At 48.2% G+C, this 16,089-nt stretch carries 14 protein-coding genes; 9 read left to right on the forward strand and 5 right to left on the reverse strand.

The annotated features are described in order from the left end of the window. The first annotated feature begins 186 nt into the window (after positions 1 to 186). From ACN0VL_RS05365 to ACN0VL_RS05390, 6 genes are all read left to right on the forward strand, one after another. Positions 187 to 1,875, forward strand: coding sequence for a SulP family inorganic anion transporter (locus ACN0VL_RS05365; protein WP_417615247.1), 1,689 nt, complete (start codon positions 187 to 189; stop codon positions 1,873 to 1,875). A 132-nt stretch (positions 1,876 to 2,007) separates the two neighbouring features. After that, a complete protein-coding gene (locus tag ACN0VL_RS05370; RefSeq protein WP_417615249.1) occupies positions 2,008 to 2,484 on the forward strand; it encodes a TRAP transporter small permease in 477 nt (158 codons plus the stop codon). Beyond that, positions 2,481 to 3,770, forward strand: coding sequence for a TRAP transporter large permease (locus tag ACN0VL_RS05375; RefSeq protein ID WP_417615251.1), 1,290 nt, complete (start codon positions 2,481 to 2,483; stop codon positions 3,768 to 3,770). Before ACN0VL_RS05370 ends, ACN0VL_RS05375 begins: the two co-directional genes overlap by 4 nt. A 98-nt stretch (positions 3,771 to 3,868) precedes the next feature. Then, positions 3,869 to 4,897, forward strand: coding sequence for a TRAP transporter substrate-binding protein (locus tag ACN0VL_RS05380; protein ID WP_417615253.1), 1,029 nt, complete (start codon positions 3,869 to 3,871; stop codon positions 4,895 to 4,897). 50 nt (positions 4,898 to 4,947) lie between these two features. After that, on the forward strand, positions 4,948 to 5,442 hold the full coding sequence (locus ACN0VL_RS05385; protein ID WP_417615255.1) for a cupin domain-containing protein: 495 nt from the start codon (positions 4,948 to 4,950) through the stop codon (positions 5,440 to 5,442). Between the two features lie 177 nt (positions 5,443 to 5,619). After that, positions 5,620 to 6,363 carry an alpha/beta hydrolase family protein gene (locus ACN0VL_RS05390; RefSeq protein ID WP_417615257.1) on the forward strand — a complete coding sequence of 248 codons (744 nt, stop codon included), beginning with the start codon at positions 5,620 to 5,622 and terminating at the stop codon, positions 6,361 to 6,363. 155 nt (positions 6,364 to 6,518) lie between these two features. On the opposite strand, the gene ACN0VL_RS05395 is transcribed toward ACN0VL_RS05390, so the two are convergent. Continuing rightward, positions 6,519 to 7,499, reverse strand: a complete 981-nt coding sequence (locus tag ACN0VL_RS05395) for an AraC family transcriptional regulator (protein WP_417615259.1) — start codon at positions 7,497 to 7,499, stop codon at positions 6,519 to 6,521. A gap of 417 nt (positions 7,500 to 7,916) precedes the next feature. Between ACN0VL_RS05395 and ACN0VL_RS05400 the strand changes: the two genes are divergently transcribed. Continuing rightward, complete coding sequence (locus ACN0VL_RS05400; protein ID WP_417615368.1) at positions 7,917 to 8,594, forward strand: ATP-binding protein; 678 nt, start codon at positions 7,917 to 7,919, stop codon at positions 8,592 to 8,594. Between the two features lie 59 nt (positions 8,595 to 8,653). Next, positions 8,654 to 9,592 (forward strand): DMT family transporter, encoded by a 939-nt coding sequence (locus ACN0VL_RS05405; RefSeq protein ID WP_417615261.1) that lies wholly within the window; start codon positions 8,654 to 8,656, stop codon positions 9,590 to 9,592. A 57-nt stretch (positions 9,593 to 9,649) separates the two neighbouring features. Here ACN0VL_RS05405 and ACN0VL_RS05410 read toward each other — a convergent pair whose 3' ends face one another. After that, positions 9,650 to 10,426 (reverse strand): methyltransferase domain-containing protein, encoded by a 777-nt coding sequence (locus ACN0VL_RS05410; protein ID WP_417615263.1) that lies wholly within the window; start codon positions 10,424 to 10,426, stop codon positions 9,650 to 9,652. A gap of 423 nt (positions 10,427 to 10,849) precedes the next feature. Between ACN0VL_RS05410 and arcC the strand changes: the two genes are divergently transcribed. Next, positions 10,850 to 11,788 (forward strand): carbamate kinase, encoded by a 939-nt coding sequence (arcC, locus tag ACN0VL_RS05415; RefSeq protein ID WP_417615265.1) that lies wholly within the window; start codon positions 10,850 to 10,852, stop codon positions 11,786 to 11,788. A gap of 286 nt (positions 11,789 to 12,074) precedes the next feature. Here the strand turns inward: arcC and ACN0VL_RS05420 are convergent, their stop codons facing one another. From ACN0VL_RS05420 to ACN0VL_RS05430, 3 genes are all read right to left on the reverse strand, one after another. Beyond that, a complete protein-coding gene (locus tag ACN0VL_RS05420; RefSeq protein ID WP_417615267.1) occupies positions 12,075 to 13,871 on the reverse strand; it encodes a transposase in 1,797 nt (598 codons plus the stop codon). Between the two features lie 153 nt (positions 13,872 to 14,024). Continuing rightward, entirely contained in the window at positions 14,025 to 15,086 is a 1,062-nt protein-coding gene (locus ACN0VL_RS05425) for an NAD(P)H-dependent flavin oxidoreductase (protein ID WP_417615269.1), read from the reverse strand. 13 nt (positions 15,087 to 15,099) lie between these two features. Continuing rightward, complete coding sequence (locus tag ACN0VL_RS05430) at positions 15,100 to 16,080, reverse strand: ribonuclease Z (protein WP_417615271.1); 981 nt, start codon at positions 16,078 to 16,080, stop codon at positions 15,100 to 15,102. Positions 16,081 to 16,089: the final 9 nt, after the last annotated feature.

Here is a 16,089-nt window from a genome sequence, read left to right on the forward strand (position 1 = left end):
AACACCAGGTTAATAGCTGAACATGATACTTCATAAAAAATAAATATCAGCTTTTAGCATGTGTTATGCGTAACCAAAAAAGTAGAGCCACCCACTTAACCTGATGAGAGTTCAACTTGGTCTAGATAGGCTGCGGCTGTTTTTTATAAAAGCCCTATTACTCTATCTGAATCATTAAGAAGCCATATGGAAAACACCTTTATTAATCATAGTAAGCGACACCTTCTTCCGTTTTTTAGCTGGATTCACCATGTTAATGGATCTGTACTGAAAGGTGATGCCCTTGCTGGATTTACTAATGCCATAGTCGTGCTCCCACAGGGAGTGGCTTATGCCATGATTGCCGGTTTGCCACCCGAGTATGGACTTTACGCAGCGATAGTCCCCGCCATTATTGCTGCCTTGTTTGGCTCTTCCTGGCACCTCATTTCAGGGCCCACTGCAGCCTTGTCGCTTGTTGTCTATACAACACTCAGTCCTCTGGCTGAGCCGGGATCGACCCTCTATATTCAATTGGCCTTGAGCCTGACGCTACTGGCCGGGCTATTTCAGCTTATCCTGGCGGCTGTCCGACTGGGAGGAGTCGTCAATTTTGTCTCGCATTCTGTGGTTATCGGTTTTACCTCAGGAGCGGCAATGGTCATCGCCTCCGGTCAGCTACAGAATCTGCTTGGGCTCAATATAGCCACAGATGGGTCTGTTATTGGTACCTGGATGGTCGTACTGGCCCACCTCGGCGAAATCAACCTCTTCAGCTTTATAACTGGTTTGTTCACGTTGTTGTGCTGCCTGAGCATCAAGAAACTGATGCCGAGCTGGCCCAACATGCTGATAGCTCTGGTTCTCTCCAGCTTGCTGGCTTTGTTATTGGATCCAAATGCTCAGCACATTGCCCTGGTGGGCAGTATCTCCTCTGCCTTACCCGTCTTCAGTCTTCCTTCCGTCTCGCTGAATGACATGAATGCATTAGTCTCCGGGGCGCTGGCTATTGCTGTTCTGGGGCTGGTTGAGGCAGTGTCGATTGCTCGAGCAGTAGCAGTCCAGTCCCATCAGAGACTGGATGGTAATAAAGAGTTTGTCGGTCAGGGACTATCCAATGTAGCTGGCGCTTTTTTCTCTTGTTATGCTTCGTCTGGTTCTTTCACCCGCACAGGTATTAACTATACATCAGGTGCTAAGACTCCCCTCGCAGCCGTGTTTTCAGGGGTTGCGCTACTACTAATCTTGTTGTTGTTTTCTGATTTAACCGCCTATATCCCAATCCCTTCCATGGCGGGCATACTGTTATTGGTATCGTGGAATTTGATCAACTTTGATCATATCAAATCACTGTTAAAGACTGAAAAGTCCGAAGCTATAGTGCTACTGGTGACGTTCACATCTACCTTATTTATAGCATTAGAATTTGCAATTTATACCGGTGTGGCACTGTCATTAATTTTTTATCTAAAGAAAACTTCAAAACCAAACATTGTCAACCTACTACCCAGTAAACACTTGACTCAAAAGAGTTCTACTGACCAGGAAGATAATATCCGCCCCGAAGATACACAGCTCCGAGTAATAAAGGTAGAAGGGTCCTTGTTTTTTGGGGCGGTAAATCATGTTCAGGACTACCTTCAAGGCATTCAGGAGCCTCGCGTTCTGATTGTTGGCCAGAGCATTAACTTTCTGGATGTTGCAGGACTCAATATGCTACAGCAGGAGGCTCGCCGCAGGAGTGAGATTGGAGGTGAATTATATTTTTGCAACATGAAGGATAGTGTGGTGAATTTTATTAAAAAGCACTCCCTTTCGGATGAGAGTGTTAACTTTTTGATTTTCAAAAATAAAGAGCAAGCTCTTAACACGATCAACCAAAATTTGTCGGCCTAGCATGTATAACACTTACACCAATTAACGTGAGGCTTACTATATAAAAATCAGTCTGGTACTTATTCTCTAGCTATACAATCACAAACAAATAAAAGGATTTTATTTTATGGACAAGGTCACATGGATATGGATATGAATAGAATCAATGTTGTTATAGGCCGATTTTTACTTGGTGGTGCAGGTCTTGCACTCATGCTGATTGTTTTTATCGTAGTAGGAAATGTAATACTCAGGCAGGTAGCATCGCCTTTCAGTGCTACAACAGAGCTCGTAGGTTGGTTGACGATGATCACCGTTTCATTTTCTTTAGCCTACTCACAAATCACCAAGTCTCATATTGAACTTGATATTTTAGTTAACAATCTTCCAGGTAGGGTTCGCTATGGCATCGAACTTATAGTGTGCTGTGGATGTTTACTATTGTTTTCTATCATCTCTTTCAAAATTTGGGAGTATGGTTATATTGCAATGAATAGAGGTACTATATCACAAGGACTGAAAGTGCCAGTTTACCCTTTAATTTACTTCTTGGCATTGGGCTTTACATCGTTTTGCCTGGTGCTTTTTATGGACTTCGTGAATAACTTAAAGAGGGTTGTATCTATATGAGCCTAACTATAGTTGCCTTGATGGGCATAGCCATTCTCTTTTTGTTGATTCTATTAAAGGTTTCCGTTAGCTTTTCTATGTTTGCTGTAGGTTTTTTTGGGGTTTGGTATTTAACCAGTTTAACGGCAGCATCTAACGTTGTTAGCTCGGGAATTTGGGAACAACTTTCTTCTTACTCCTTGAGTGTCATTCCCCTTTTTATATTTATGGGTGAGTTGCTTTTTCGCTCGGGGGTCACTGAAAAATTATTTTCAGCTTCTTATTCCTGGATCGGTCACTATAGAGGATCAATTGCTACAACCAGCATTTTAAGCTGTGCGGGATTTGGTGCCGTGAGTGGTTCCAATACGGCAACCGCCGCAACGGTTGGAAGAATCGCCTTACCTGAGATGAAGAGGTTTAGCTATCATAAATCCTTGAGTTCGGGTTGTGTGGCAACCGGTGGAACTTTAGGGATAATCATCCCACCCAGTACCGTACTGATTGTCATTGCATTACAAACAGAAATTGCAGTTCGAGACCTGTTTATTGCAAGTGTTGTTCCCGGGCTTATATTAGTAACTTTGTTTATAGCTACCATTGCACTGCTCTGTAAAGTAAACCCGGCAATGGCTCCTGTGGGTGAGCGCTCTTCCTGGAAAACAAGATTTCAGTCACTTAAGGACTTGGTAGAAATCATTTCCCTATTCCTGTTTTTTCTAGGTGGACTCTTTGCTGGTTGGTTTACCTCAACAGAAGCAGCTGCCGTTGGATGTGCCGGTGCCTTGATTATTGTTACAGTACGAGGAAAATTATCGTGGTTAATGTTAAAAGAGTCACTATCTAGCTCACTAAGATCAACCGCAATGATATTGATGCTGATTACTGGCGCTGTCATTTTTGGTCGCTTTCTAACTCTTACCAGATTGCCTTACCTGGTAGGAGAATGGGCAGCATCCTTGCCATTACCGGGAGTGATGATTATCGCATTGATATTGGTGATATATATAATTGGTGGGGCATTGATGGATGCAATGGGTTTTTTAATCATCTCTCTACCTATATTTTTCCCAGTAGCGATAGCGTTAGGCTATGACCCAGTCTGGTTCGGTATTCTCGTGTGTATTGTCACCAGTCTTGGAGCCATCACTCCTCCTGTTGGAATAAATGCGTTTATTGTAAAGAACCTGGATCCAGACTTGAGCTTCAGAGATGTATTCAAAGGGGTTGGTTATTTTGTCATTCCGTACTTGCTATGTATATCAATTTTAATCATGCTACCTGACATCGTCATTATGTTCTTGTAGTTAAATTGAAAAATTGAAGTCAACACTCTCTACCAAGATCTTTTGGATTTTAGTTTACATTAAAATAATCAGCCTTAACTTTCAATGAAGGTGATATTGTGAAAAACATTTACTTGAGACGTTTATTCAGATTTCCTTTAAGCTGTTTTCTTTTTTTGTCTGGGGGATTTTACAGTGCATTTCTATGGGCTGAACCTGTAAGATTAAATTACGCCTTTTTTGCTCCGGCACAAACTTTCCCGGCCATCCAAATGGAAAAGTGGGCTGATGAGCTTAATAAAAGAACAGGGGTGAAAGTAAATACTTTTCCTGGTGGGACGCTTCTGTCTGCTTCAAATATGTTTGACGGTGTAGAAAGTGGTGTTGCTGATATAGGGTTGTCAGTTGTATCATATGATCCACAACGCTTTCCGTTATTAAGCCTTACTGGTAGTCTTACTGGAATGGATAAGAATGGAAGGATCGCTAGTCAGGTTTTATATAGATTAATTAAGGAGTTTCCTGAGCATGTGGGGCTAGATAATTTTAAGGTTATCACTGCTTTTGCATCCGAGCCGGCATACCTTCAAACAAATACACCCATTATTAATTTAAAAGATATGCAAGGTTTAGAAGTACGAGTTCCTAGTAATGCGGCGGATGCGGTTCGTGCCTTAGGAGGTGTACCTGTTATTCTCAGTCACGCTGACACTGCTGAAGCAATACAAACTGGCATAGTAGATGGCAATGTTTCATCCAGAGAAGTTTTAAAAGATTTACAATTGGCCAGGACGCTGAAATACGTTGTAGACTATCCATTGATTAACGCTGTAATGATCGCTGTCATGAATAAAGATAAGTGGGAATCTCTTCCTGACAATATAAAAGTGGCCATAGATGAGCTGGGTAGTGAAATGGCTTATTTCGCTGGAAACTATCTTGACAATCACATTGCTTCAGTGATGAACTGGTCAAAAGAAGAGCATCAATTAACAGTTATTTCACTATCTCCAGAAGAACGAGAAAAGTGGAATGAGGCTTTACACCCTGTTAATGAAGCAATGCTTAAAAGTGTAGAGAGCAAAGGACTACCAGCTTATGCCTTGCATAAGAGGCAAAAAGAGCTGATTAATCAATACAAAAATTAATACTTTAAATTGTTGTATATCTATTATGTGTGACTTAAAGTGAGGTTGATATGACGTTTTCAAATACTATCGAACAGACTGCAGAATTAAATGATGAACAGCTGCTTAATGAAAATAATGCAGAAGATAAAAAAAGCTGGAGCATATTGGGGCACACCTACTGGCCAGTTATGGGGAATGACTTTGACACCTCTTTTTCATGGATAACCTATGATCCACCTGGGACATTCGTGCCACCACACCGACATGGCAGCCAAGATGAGCATGTCTATATCCTGGAAGGCGAATACTCACTTTACGTAGATGGTGAATGGACTATAGCCAGAAAAGGTGACAGTGTTAAATGGCCAAAAGGTTCATTACATGGATATCGTATTGACTCGGACAAGCCAGGTAGAGCCCTGATGTGGGTAAGTCCTGCCGGCGACTTGTCGACACTATTTGATGAGTTACATAACCTTACTGACCCAGAAGAAGTTGTTCGCGTGTCTGCAAAGCGTGATATCTTTTTTGCCAAAGAAGGCAGTGCACCCGGTTACAAGTAAATCTTTTATATAATTAAACCAACTTATAAATTTATTTTTATATCACTGCCTTTTCTATCTTATTTTTACTTATAAGCTGGGTTATAAGTTAGATTGGCATATCCAGCTGCAACTTGGTTTGCAGCTGGCTTTTACTATATACCTTAGTACTTGCTAATAAGTTAAGGAAGAATATCGATGTCCTGTAATTCGATTAATATTGAAAAATATGGAAAGTCAGACCAGCAATTTTTTGAATTATACTACCCAGATAATGTGAAAAATATTCAAGGTGGTGTGGTGTTGATTCATGGCGGTTATTGGCGTGCCAAGTTTAACCTTGAGTTAATGCATGATCTGGCCTCCAACCTGGTTGCCCAAGGTTGGGTGGTGGCTAACCTGGAATACCGTAGGTTGGGAAATGGTGGGGGCTGGCCGATAACTATTGAAGATGTTAAAGAGGGAGTGCATAAAGCTCACTCTCTTCTAAAAGCAGCTTGTGACGAAAAACCAATAATTGGCATTGGCCACTCAGTCGGAGGACAGCTTGTACTACTTGCCCATCATCAGCTGGATGCTGTTATTGCCTTGGCTCCAGTCACCGACTTGACAAGAGCCTATCACGAAAGGCTGGGTGATGACGCAGTCAGTGAGTTCATGGTCCACCCTCCAAGTGAGATAGAGGATGACTATGCGGAAGCCTCTCCAATGAGCCAGCTTCCTATCGGCGTTCCAGCACTCATTATTCATGGTGATAATGACGATAGGGTTCCGGTTACACACTCTCGAGACTTTTTTACGGAAGCCCGCGCTGTAAGTAAAAATATCAGGTTTTGGGAGATTCCCGGGTTAGATCATTTTGACATTATCAACCCGGCTACGTCATTTTGGAGTGACACTCACGACTGGATGCTCAAGATCCCGATAAGCCTGACAGCTTGATTACTATCATCATTCATCAAGGGTGGCCTGACACCTCTGACGTTGCTGAGCATCTTGCGCTCCGAGCATGCCTCCCAATGCGAAAGAGCTATTATCCAGGCACTAGCTGTCATGAGCTGGAGGAAACGAGCCGCTCACAGGCCATCTGTACATTGCTATGAAGTACGGTGCAGCCTTAGCGTCTCCGACGGTAATTCACTAAAACGGGTTTTATATTCTTTTGAAAAATGCCCCATCTGTTGGAACCCACAGTCCATTGCAATGCTCGAAACACTCTCGGATGGCCTTGCTTGCATGAGCCTGGTGCGTACATTTTCAAATCGCATATTTCTAAAGAATGCGATGGGGGTCTCGCCATGGTAAGTTTGAAAGTCTCTATAGAGTCGCTCACGTGATACCCCACTCATCCGCTCCAGATCTGCAAGGCTCAGTGGCTGCTCAACGAACTCGGTTAAGCGTGACTCCAGTCTGGTTAAATAAGAGGGTCGGCCTTCTCTGCGATCAAGCAGTTCATTGGAAAAATTATGGTGCTGAGTATAAAGGAGGCTAGTGATCAGTGTATTTTCCAGGTTTCCCCACACCTCTGGAAGATCACACAATGAATTTTCAGGCTCTAAAATATCCTGTATATTCTGAACCATTTTCCACCATTGTTGCATAGGACCATCTAAAGAGACTTGTGTATCAAAAGCTATTGGGCATGATATTCTTCGTCCTAGCAACCTGGAGAGTTTTTCCTCTACCACCAGCCGCGGAAACCTGACCATTTTTTTACGGCAGTTTTCACTCATGCTCATCGAAAATGGTTGGTTGGGGGATATAATGGCACCGACTGAGGGGGTCGATACAAAGCTTTCGCGCTTGTATTCCATGTGCTGCTCACCGAGCAAAGGAAGGTTTATTATATAACTTTGTTCCAGATCATCTATATTGACAACAACATCTGTAGCGTATTCAACATGGCCAAGGGTTACATTGCCAATAGTAATACCACTATGCCTAAAGTATAAATCCTTGGGGTTTCGAACAGTAAGATCATGTGGCCCGTTGACCTTGTGCATCCAACGTTTGGCTTCGTTGATGTTTTTAAAAATAGCAGAGAACTGCTCTCGTTTTGAACTGGCTTTAATATTCATTATCTTAACCACTCCCTCTCAAACTGTGCATTCCCTTTAACATTTTCGTTCAAAAAACACGCTATAATATTTAAGCAGTTTAAAATTAAACTTTACACTCTCTTCCAAGACAGACATTTCGCATCGTTCTTTCTGCTTGCTTCCACTGTAAAAACTCTGCGCGGCATCACCACACCTTATGTTAACCTCCCGATCTAAAGATAAACATAATGTAAAGAAACATAGATACACAATATCCTTCCGAGTGTCAGCAATCCCTTAATGCCACTGAAGGTTTCGTGACCAAGATCACCTTTTCTATCTTGAGCCACTCTCATACGAGACACGCTTTGCCAAATCGATGCCAATTAGCTTAATGTTCATAGTAACTGCCTTTGTGGTGATATTTAAAGGTAACCCAAAAAGATAACGAGCTGGCTGATGAGCAAAAAAATACTGATGTCCTGGAGTAGCGGCAAAGACAGTGCCTGGGCGTTACAGCAGTTACTGCAAGACCCGGAATTTGAGGTGGTGGGGTTGTTTACCACCATCAGTGAAGAGTTTGATCGGGTGGCCATGCATGGGGTGCGCACCGAACTGTTGCGTGCGCAGGCGGCAGCCATCGGCTTGCCACTGGACATCATCAGCTTGCCCACCCCCTGTAGCAACGAGCGGTATAACCAGCTCATGGGGGAATTTGTTAACAGCGCCAAGGCCCGCGGCGTCACCGGTATGGCCTTCGGCGACCTGCTACTGGAAGATGTGCGCCACTATCGGGAAACCCAGCTTGAAAGCGTAGGCATGGCGGCGATATTCCCTATCTGGGGTACAGACACTCACGCCCTGCCCCATGCCATGTTTGAGGCGGGCCTGCGCACCGTCATCACCTGTTTGGATCCCGACAAGGTACCGCCCCACTTTGCCGGCCGGGAGCTCACCCCCGAGCTGTTGGCCGCCTTGCCTGCAGACACGGATCCGTGCGGAGAAAACGGCGAGTTTCATAGCTTCGTGTTTGACAGTCCCTTATTTAACAAGCCGCTGTCTATCCAGGTGGGCGAGCACGTACGCCGCGATGGCCTGGTGTTTGCCGATGTGTTACTGGCCGGGACACCCTGACCCGCTGCTCAAAGGCATGTTAAGCTGGTCTACTACTACGGCCATCTTGATGAGTGAAAATGACCAACACCACCAAGTCTGCGGACAGTCATAAAACGGGATTAGTTGCGCTGGGGTGTTTATTACTGGGTGGCGCGCTACTGGGGTTGTCTACCAATTTGGCCAAACTCGCCGGCGAAGTGCAATTATCGCCACTGGCTTTTTTATACTGGTCGATTAGTGGCGCCACCGTGATGTTGCTGAGTCTGGCGGGGCTGCGCCGAAAGTGGCCGCCCATGACTCGCCGCACCCTGGAATATTATCTGGTGTCGGCACTGGTCGGCGTGGCGGGATCCAACCTGATTTTCTTTTCCGCTGTGCCTCATGTGGGCGCCGGCTTTGTTGCCCTGATCATCTCGCTGCCGCCGCTGTTCACTTATATAGGGGCGCTGGCACTGGGGCTGGAACGATTCAGAATGACCCGAGCGGCAGGTGTCGCCGCAGCCCTGCTGGGAGCAGGCGTTCTGGCCACCAACAAGCTGGCAGCCCCCGATGCCGATGTGTTTTGGGTATTACTGGCGCTGGCGGGGCCCGTGCTGCTGGCCATTGGCAATCTCTATCGCACCCTGCGCTGGCCTACTGGTGTGTCTGCCGATGCGCTGGCGCCGGGTATGTTGCTTGCCGCGGCCATCATGCTGCTGACCGCAGGCCTGATTCCCGGTTTTTCCCTGGCGGTTCCCGGTGGGCAACCTGTGGCATTGTGGTTGATTGGTGCCCAGTCTCTGGTGTTTTCGGGGCAGTTTCTGTTGCTGTTCATACTGCAGAAAACCGGCGGCCCTGTCATGCTGAGCCTGCTGGGCGCCGTGGGTGCCCTGGTCGCAGTGCCGGTGGCGGTCTTCCTGCAAGGCGAAGCCCCGCCCCCGGGGCTGTTTGTAGGTGCCCTGCTCATTGGCCTCGGCGTCGCCCTGGTCACACTGGGCCGAGCAAAAACAACAGACGCCCATCAACGGGCGAGATAGGTGGCCTGCAGTGTAAGGCAGCCAGCCTGCTCACCTCCATTCAACTACCCGCGAGCACTACAATCGGGTAGCTCGGGTAAAGCCCGTCTCGTTTGCTCTGGGCTGCAATTGCCCCTCTTTTAATCGCCAGTTAAAGGTGCGCGTCGTGTCTGCGTCTTCTCCTTGCAGGGTCAGCGTTAAACGGTTACCACGCAAGCTGGCGGCTTCCACCGCTATCGGTTCCTCGTTAAGCCAGGCCTGGGCGTTCAATTGCTGAAACTTTTGGGTCAGCGCCACACTAAAGTGTTGCTGGTCACCGGCTTGCCATTGCCATACCCCGGCCACGTTTGCCGGCACTACCCACTGGTAAATATGCGCACCGGCGGCATAACAGCGATCATCCGGCAGCCAGTCGCCCATATCAAACGAATGGGAAACCACCCGGGTGCCCGGCTTCAATTCCGTTAGCAGCCGCGGCCGTAACAACAGGTTAATGCTTTGCAGCAAATACAGGGTGACGACAGTGGCACGGCTTATGTCCACCGTAAAAAAATCGTCCTCGATAAATTCAACCAGGTGATCCATGCCCATGGAGGCGGCAAACTCACGGGCTTCTTCCAGGCGCGGCGGGTCCATGTCTACCCCCACGGCCCGAGCTTCTCGTCCCATGGCGGCCGCCACCACAATACGGCCATCGCCGGAACCCAGGTCATAAAGCACGTCTTGCGCCGTCACGCGGGCCAAGTCGAGCATGCTTTCCACTATCACTTCATCGGTAGGCACAAAAGGCACATTAAGATCCGAATTAAACTCGGCACCTTCACCAATAATAAACTCGCTAAATTCCCTCGACACGCCCAACTCCCGATATCAATAATAAATGTCAGCCTGACTGACCGAGGCCTATATTAGCATAACGGCCCCTGTAACTGGCGCCAGGCTATAACATGCCGTGTGCCGCGAAAAATGCCGCCACGGCAGCGCCTCCTCCCGAAGCCGCTCACGCTCCGCCTGCTCTCTGTTGACGTTTGCCATCATCAAGGATTTTGCTGTTTTTAATGTGTTAAATGCGTAGAATACGCGGCGGTCATCATGAAGACAGGTTGATAACGCGAAAACGAACCTGGTAAGGATAGCCAGCCATCGTGGGTTATATGTGGCTGCGATGGTCATGAGTTTAGAGGTGTTTGGGAGCCGCATTTCGGTGGTATTTTCTCAGGCGAACAATCGTTTACACAGCACCCCAGCGGTGTTGTGCGCAATATTAAGATATTAATTATGTTAGTTGTAGCAGCATTAGGCGGCAATGCCTTACAACAGCGCGGTGAGCCGCTAACAGCACAAGTGCAGCGCGAAAATGTCAAAGTAGCCGCGAGCGCCTTGGCTGAAATTGTTAACGCAGGCCATCAGCTGGTGATTACCCATGGTAATGGTCCTCAGGTTGGTCTATTGGCGCTGCAGGCAGCAGCTTACAATCCAGATGAAAGCTATCCGTTGGATGTGCTGGGTGCACAAACGGCGGGCATGATCGGTTATCTGGTTGAACAAGAGCTGGAAAATGCGCTGCAGAGCAGCTGCCCCATTGCCACCTTGCTTACGCAGGTACTGGTTGATCGCGACGATCCTGCATTTAACACTCCCACCAAATTTATCGGCCCGGTATACAGTCAGCAAGAAGCACAGGCCCGTGCGGCAAAAGACGGCTGGCAAATTGCGCAAGACGGTGACCGATGGCGCCGCGTGGTGGCCTCACCCAAACCGCTGGATATCCCTGATTTACAGGTGATCAAGTTGCTGGTTGAGCAAAATGTGGTGGTGATCTGTAACGGTGGTGGTGGCATTCCTGTGATAAGAGACGCCAATAACTGCTTGCATGGCATTGAAGCGGTGATTGATAAAGATCTCTCCAGCGCATTTCTGGCCAAGCAACTCGGCGCCGATGCGTTATTACTGCTAACGGATGTGGAAGCGGTATACCACGGCTTTGGCACCCCAAATGCAAAACCACTCAGTACCCTGACCGTGGCTGAAAGCCATCAGTTAAACCTGCCGGCCGGCTCTATGGGGCCTAAAATCAGTGCGGCGTGCAGTTTTGCCGAATCAGGTGGTTTCAGTGCTATCGGTCGTTTATCCGATGCCTTGGCATTATTGGCTGGCCGTGCGGGCACCCATATAGTGAGCGACCATGGCGATAAAGCCATGAAGGTTGCGAATTAAGTAACGGCTGAACACCCCCGCACCGCTGATGTGATTTCCGTGGTGAGTATGCGTTAAAAAAATGAAAGCCATCTTTGCCGCGCAATACACGGAAAAATTAATAAATAGCGCCCAGCGACATACCCAAGCCATTCCCCTTTCGTGTGCATGGCTTGAGTCGGGGAAAATGGGCAACTTCTTAATGTTGCCCATTTTTTTAACTGATATATCAGTTAATTACGGTTGATTTGCTTGCATTTCGGCCAGATCGCGCTGCCATCCATCTCTCTACGTATAGACAGTGCCCTTAGCATGATGGATAAAGTATCTTCCTGATTTCTACTGGCCCCTTAGCAAGGCCGAGCCGTTGGGCTGGAGTCTTACCGTCTTTCCCTCTTAGACAAAAATTGTAATAAACACGTAAAATCTGAAGCATTTTCTCTACCATCACAGGGTTGTAGGGGCTTTTACCTGTCCAGACCCTGCCGTTGTTTGATTGTGAGTGCATCGGACGCTCCAGCAAAGAGAGTCTTCGTCTGACCATCTGGAAGAAATTATCTATCGGATGCAGAGAGGCGCGGCGTATCACGCTGACCTTCTGGTTTTCCGAGAGAAAGGCATCATCCGTCAGAAGTGATACATACTTCTCACATTCATAAATACGATTGATCGGATTGCCAAACCAGACTTCCTTGGAGCCATTCATCGCATAAGGCTGTGATAGTGATTGCTGGACAAGAAAGCGCTCAGCATCAACCTCATTCAGTCCCTGATTTTTCATCACTATATCAACGGCTTTTTCGGTCATTGTCACCTGAAACCTTCGCTCATTTACGGTCAGCTCTTTGTTAAAACGTACATATGCCACTCGACAAGTACCAGCCTTTACTTGATCGGTGAATGCAGTGATGGCAGCTCGATTAATGAGTGTATCTTGGTCAAGATAAAGTGTCAGTAGACCTGCGTGACCAATCAATTCTTGCAGTAATCTGAAGTGAGCACACAGGGTATATTCTGAACGCACCAGTGCCCCATTATCAGGCAAGGTGGTGGCATCATCAAACGACACAGGTGAGACACCGGACTCCAGCTCAATCTCCTCGACAAGAGATGCGACTCTTGCCTCATGGAGTGGTAGATTTCCTGCTTCAAAGTAACTTTTTAATAGCTCTTTTTTCTTATATTCCAGTGTTTTATTTGCTTCGATAGCCGCACGGATTTCTCTGGGAGTCCATATTCTGGCCAAGGTGCGATTGAACCCTTTACGAGACTGATCGTCTTGGTACTGCTGGGAGTTGACAAGATCTTGCAGGTTAACGGAGGGGTCGAAGTTCACTTCCATCCCAAACACATAACCCGTGTAGCTATCCGCTGATCCAATGGCCGACAGTACTACATTCCGCTTATCCTCTCGATTCGTCCAGTTCACTCCGTATTCTTGCCTGTCAGAAGATAACCTCATTCCCTTCAACGGCATCATCTTCAGGCGTGACTCTCGTTCCTTCATGAAGGCTACGCTTCGCTCGTAGAACATGTCGATTCTGTCGTAAATTCTTTGAGGAGGCAGGTTGGTGAGCTCCATCGCTCGATTTATCGCAGTTTGATTGACTAGAAGTTTGAATAGCCACTCATTATCATAGCTGCGCGTTTTTGGATGGCTCTTTCTCTTTTTAGAGCCACGGGTGAAGGTAGTGCCACATGCTTTACATTGAAACCGAGGATGACCCGCAGAAGTCAGTCCCCTACGGCGGTAGTGGATGCTTGGCGTATCAGCGTAGAACCCAAAATGTGGACATTCTATGTTGTGGCAGCCGAACCCGTCTTGTCGGTAAACCTTGGATAGTACTGGCTTGTATCGGAGCCGTTCTACCTCTTCGGAGACCGCAAGATTGCTCTTGATGATGTAGAGGCGACCGCAGCTAACACACAGAACACATGACTCTTTTTTCATTCCACTGATCTTGTAGCTAGGATCTTTGCGGCTCTGGGTTGGGGAAATGTTGAAGTTTTGGCAGGTTGGGTTCACACAGACGTTCAGATCAATATTATCTGAGGTTTTCTCTGGAACCCTTGGTTCTGAGGCTTGGCCGGATATTTGTCCCATGAATGCTTCCCCATACTGTTTATATATACAGTATGGATGGGCATCCATGGGTTATCAACTACTCACCCTATGCACACGAAAGGGGAATGGCTTGCGACATACCGGGCGCTTTTTTTATAGCCCGCCCTCCCATTTCAACAGGTTGATGAACGACTATTCGGGTGAGGCCTGCTGCCATTCCTGAATGAGTTGCGCCATCAGGGCGGCGGCGGGTAATGCGCGGGCCAAAGGGGCACCCTGGCCGGCCCAATAAGGGGCGAAATCATGACATCCGTGCTGAATGGCCGCTGCATGCAGGGCTTTGGCGGCGCTGTAAGCGGTAGGGTACGCAGGCACACTGGCGTGATCTGCGGCCAACTCCCGGTGCATGCGATTCCTCAAGCCTCGCGCCAGACGGCCGGAAATCACCGATGTCACTCCGGTTTCATACGCCTTGGCGCTGCTCAGTTGCTCGCGATACTCCTGGCTGGCTGCCGACTCCGGGCATAAAATAAACGCCGTGCCCATTTGTACAGCACTGGCTCCCATCTGTAATACCTGGGCAATCGCCTGCCCGTGCATAATGCCACCGGCGGCAATTACGGGTAATGGACATTGGCTTTTTAGCAGCTGCAACAAGCCAAACAGCCCCAGCTCTACATCCTGCTCCGGTTCAAATACCCCTCTGTGGCCACCCGCCTCATAGCCTTGCGCGATAATGCCATCCAGCCCGGCGGCGACGATGGCGTTAGCCTCTGTCAGATTGGTGGCACAGCCCAGCAAGATAATTCCCGCCTGTTGCAACGCCTCAATAAAGGCCTGACTCGGCAACCCAAAATGAAAGCTCACCACCGGAGGTCGCTCGGCCAGCAGCATGTTCAGCATGGCATGATGTTCGATAAAGCTGGGATAGGCGGCGGTGAGCTGTGTGGGTGGGCTGGCAGCAAACTCGGCAAAATACGGTTGCAACATAGCTAACCATTGCTGATTGCGTGGCGCATTATCGGGCTCGGTTTGGTGACAAAAAAAGTTAACATTAAACGGCCGTGCCGTGGCTTGCTTGAGTTCGGTGATCTGCAAGCGTGCCTGCTCTACACTGCTGCTGCCCAGCCCCAACGAGCCCAAGCCACCGGCATTGGATACCGCCGCCGCCAGCGCGACCGTAGAGGTCCCCGCCATCGGCGCCTGAATAATCGGATGGTGAATGCCAAGCCGGGTTAACAAAGCATCTGCCATGATGAAGGCTCCTTTATCGGGTTAGTGCGTGTTCGCTGCGTTTGCTCAGCTTGCCTGAATAATCCAGATGATACAGGTCCAGGTCGCGCGCCAAAAACAGCGTGCCCCGGTAATGCGCCCTCGCTTCTTGCGCTATGTCATTAATGGTCAGCCCTGCCCCACCGTCTTTATAACGCGGGCTGAAGTGCGTGAGTATCAAGTTGGGCACTGCCGCTAGTTCGGCAAACTCGGCAATGGTCCTGGCGGAGCTATGTTGGGGGCCGGCTCCTATCTGGTCGGCAACTTTCTGGGTAAACGTGGCTTCATGTACCAGTAACTGCGCCGATGTAACGCTGTCGGCCAGCAGCGCCGGGGTATCGTTATCGCCCGCAATAACCACCTTGCGCGGAGGGCGACTGGCCAATAAATAGTCATCACCACACACAGTGCGCCCATCCGCCAGGGTGACGGTGTCACCGCGCTGTAACTGGCCCCATACCGGGCCGGATGCGATGTTTTCGGCCAATAACTTGTCTTTATCCAGTTTGCGCGGCAGCCCGGTTTCCACAAATTCATAGGCAAAACAGGATACCCGATGAGACAGTGGCCGGGCCGATACCTTGAAGTCGTCGAGCCTGATGGCGTCGGTTAATGTGGTTACATCAATAAAGTGCAGCGCATAAGACAAGGTCACTTGCGTCAACTGCAGCGTCACGCTCAACCATTCCTGTAACCCTGCAGGCCCGATAAGGGTCAGTGCCCTGGTACGCCCCGCCAAGCTGGCACTGGCCAGCAGCCCCGGCAAGCCGTAACAGTGATCGCCGTGTAAATGTGTAATGCAAATCGCTTGTAAACGGCTTAACGATAGCGATGTATGAAGAATGCGGTGCTGGGTACCCTCGCCACAGTCCACCAGTATCCAGGGCTTGGCAGCGGCTTTTTTTAATGCCAGCCCCGACACATTACGGCTTTTAGTGGGCGTGCCCGATGATGTTCCCAAAAACTGCAATTCCATGCCGTTCTC

The sequence above is a fragment of the Oceanisphaera sp. genome (assembly GCF_048268965.1).
Classification (GTDB): domain Bacteria; phylum Pseudomonadota; class Gammaproteobacteria; order Enterobacterales; family Aeromonadaceae; genus Oceanimonas.

Excerpts from the sequence above, each read along its gene's own strand:
- ACN0VL_RS05405 (WP_417615261.1), top strand. The coding sequence starts at position 8,654 with ATGACCAACACCACCAAGTCTGCGGACAGTCATAAAACGGGATTAGTT.
- ACN0VL_RS05385 (WP_417615255.1), top strand. The coding sequence starts at position 4,948 with ATGACGTTTTCAAATACTATCGAACAGACTGCAGAATTAAATGATGAA.
- ACN0VL_RS05425 (WP_417615269.1), bottom strand. The coding sequence starts at position 15,086 with ATGGCAGATGCTTTGTTAACCCGGCTTGGCATTCACCATCCGATTATT.
- ACN0VL_RS05430 (WP_417615271.1), bottom strand. The coding sequence starts at position 16,080 with ATGGAATTGCAGTTTTTGGGAACATCATCGGGCACGCCCACTAAAAGC.
- arcC (WP_417615265.1), top strand. The coding sequence starts at position 10,850 with ATGTTAGTTGTAGCAGCATTAGGCGGCAATGCCTTACAACAGCGCGGT.
- ACN0VL_RS05390 (WP_417615257.1), top strand. The coding sequence starts at position 5,620 with ATGTCCTGTAATTCGATTAATATTGAAAAATATGGAAAGTCAGACCAG.
- ACN0VL_RS05375 (WP_417615251.1), top strand. The coding sequence starts at position 2,481 with ATGAGCCTAACTATAGTTGCCTTGATGGGCATAGCCATTCTCTTTTTG.
- ACN0VL_RS05365 (WP_417615247.1), top strand. The coding sequence starts at position 187 with ATGGAAAACACCTTTATTAATCATAGTAAGCGACACCTTCTTCCGTTT.
- ACN0VL_RS05395 (WP_417615259.1), bottom strand. The coding sequence starts at position 7,499 with ATGAATATTAAAGCCAGTTCAAAACGAGAGCAGTTCTCTGCTATTTTT.
- ACN0VL_RS05420 (WP_417615267.1), bottom strand. The coding sequence starts at position 13,871 with ATGGGACAAATATCCGGCCAAGCCTCAGAACCAAGGGTTCCAGAGAAA.
- ACN0VL_RS05370 (WP_417615249.1), top strand. The coding sequence starts at position 2,008 with ATGAATAGAATCAATGTTGTTATAGGCCGATTTTTACTTGGTGGTGCA.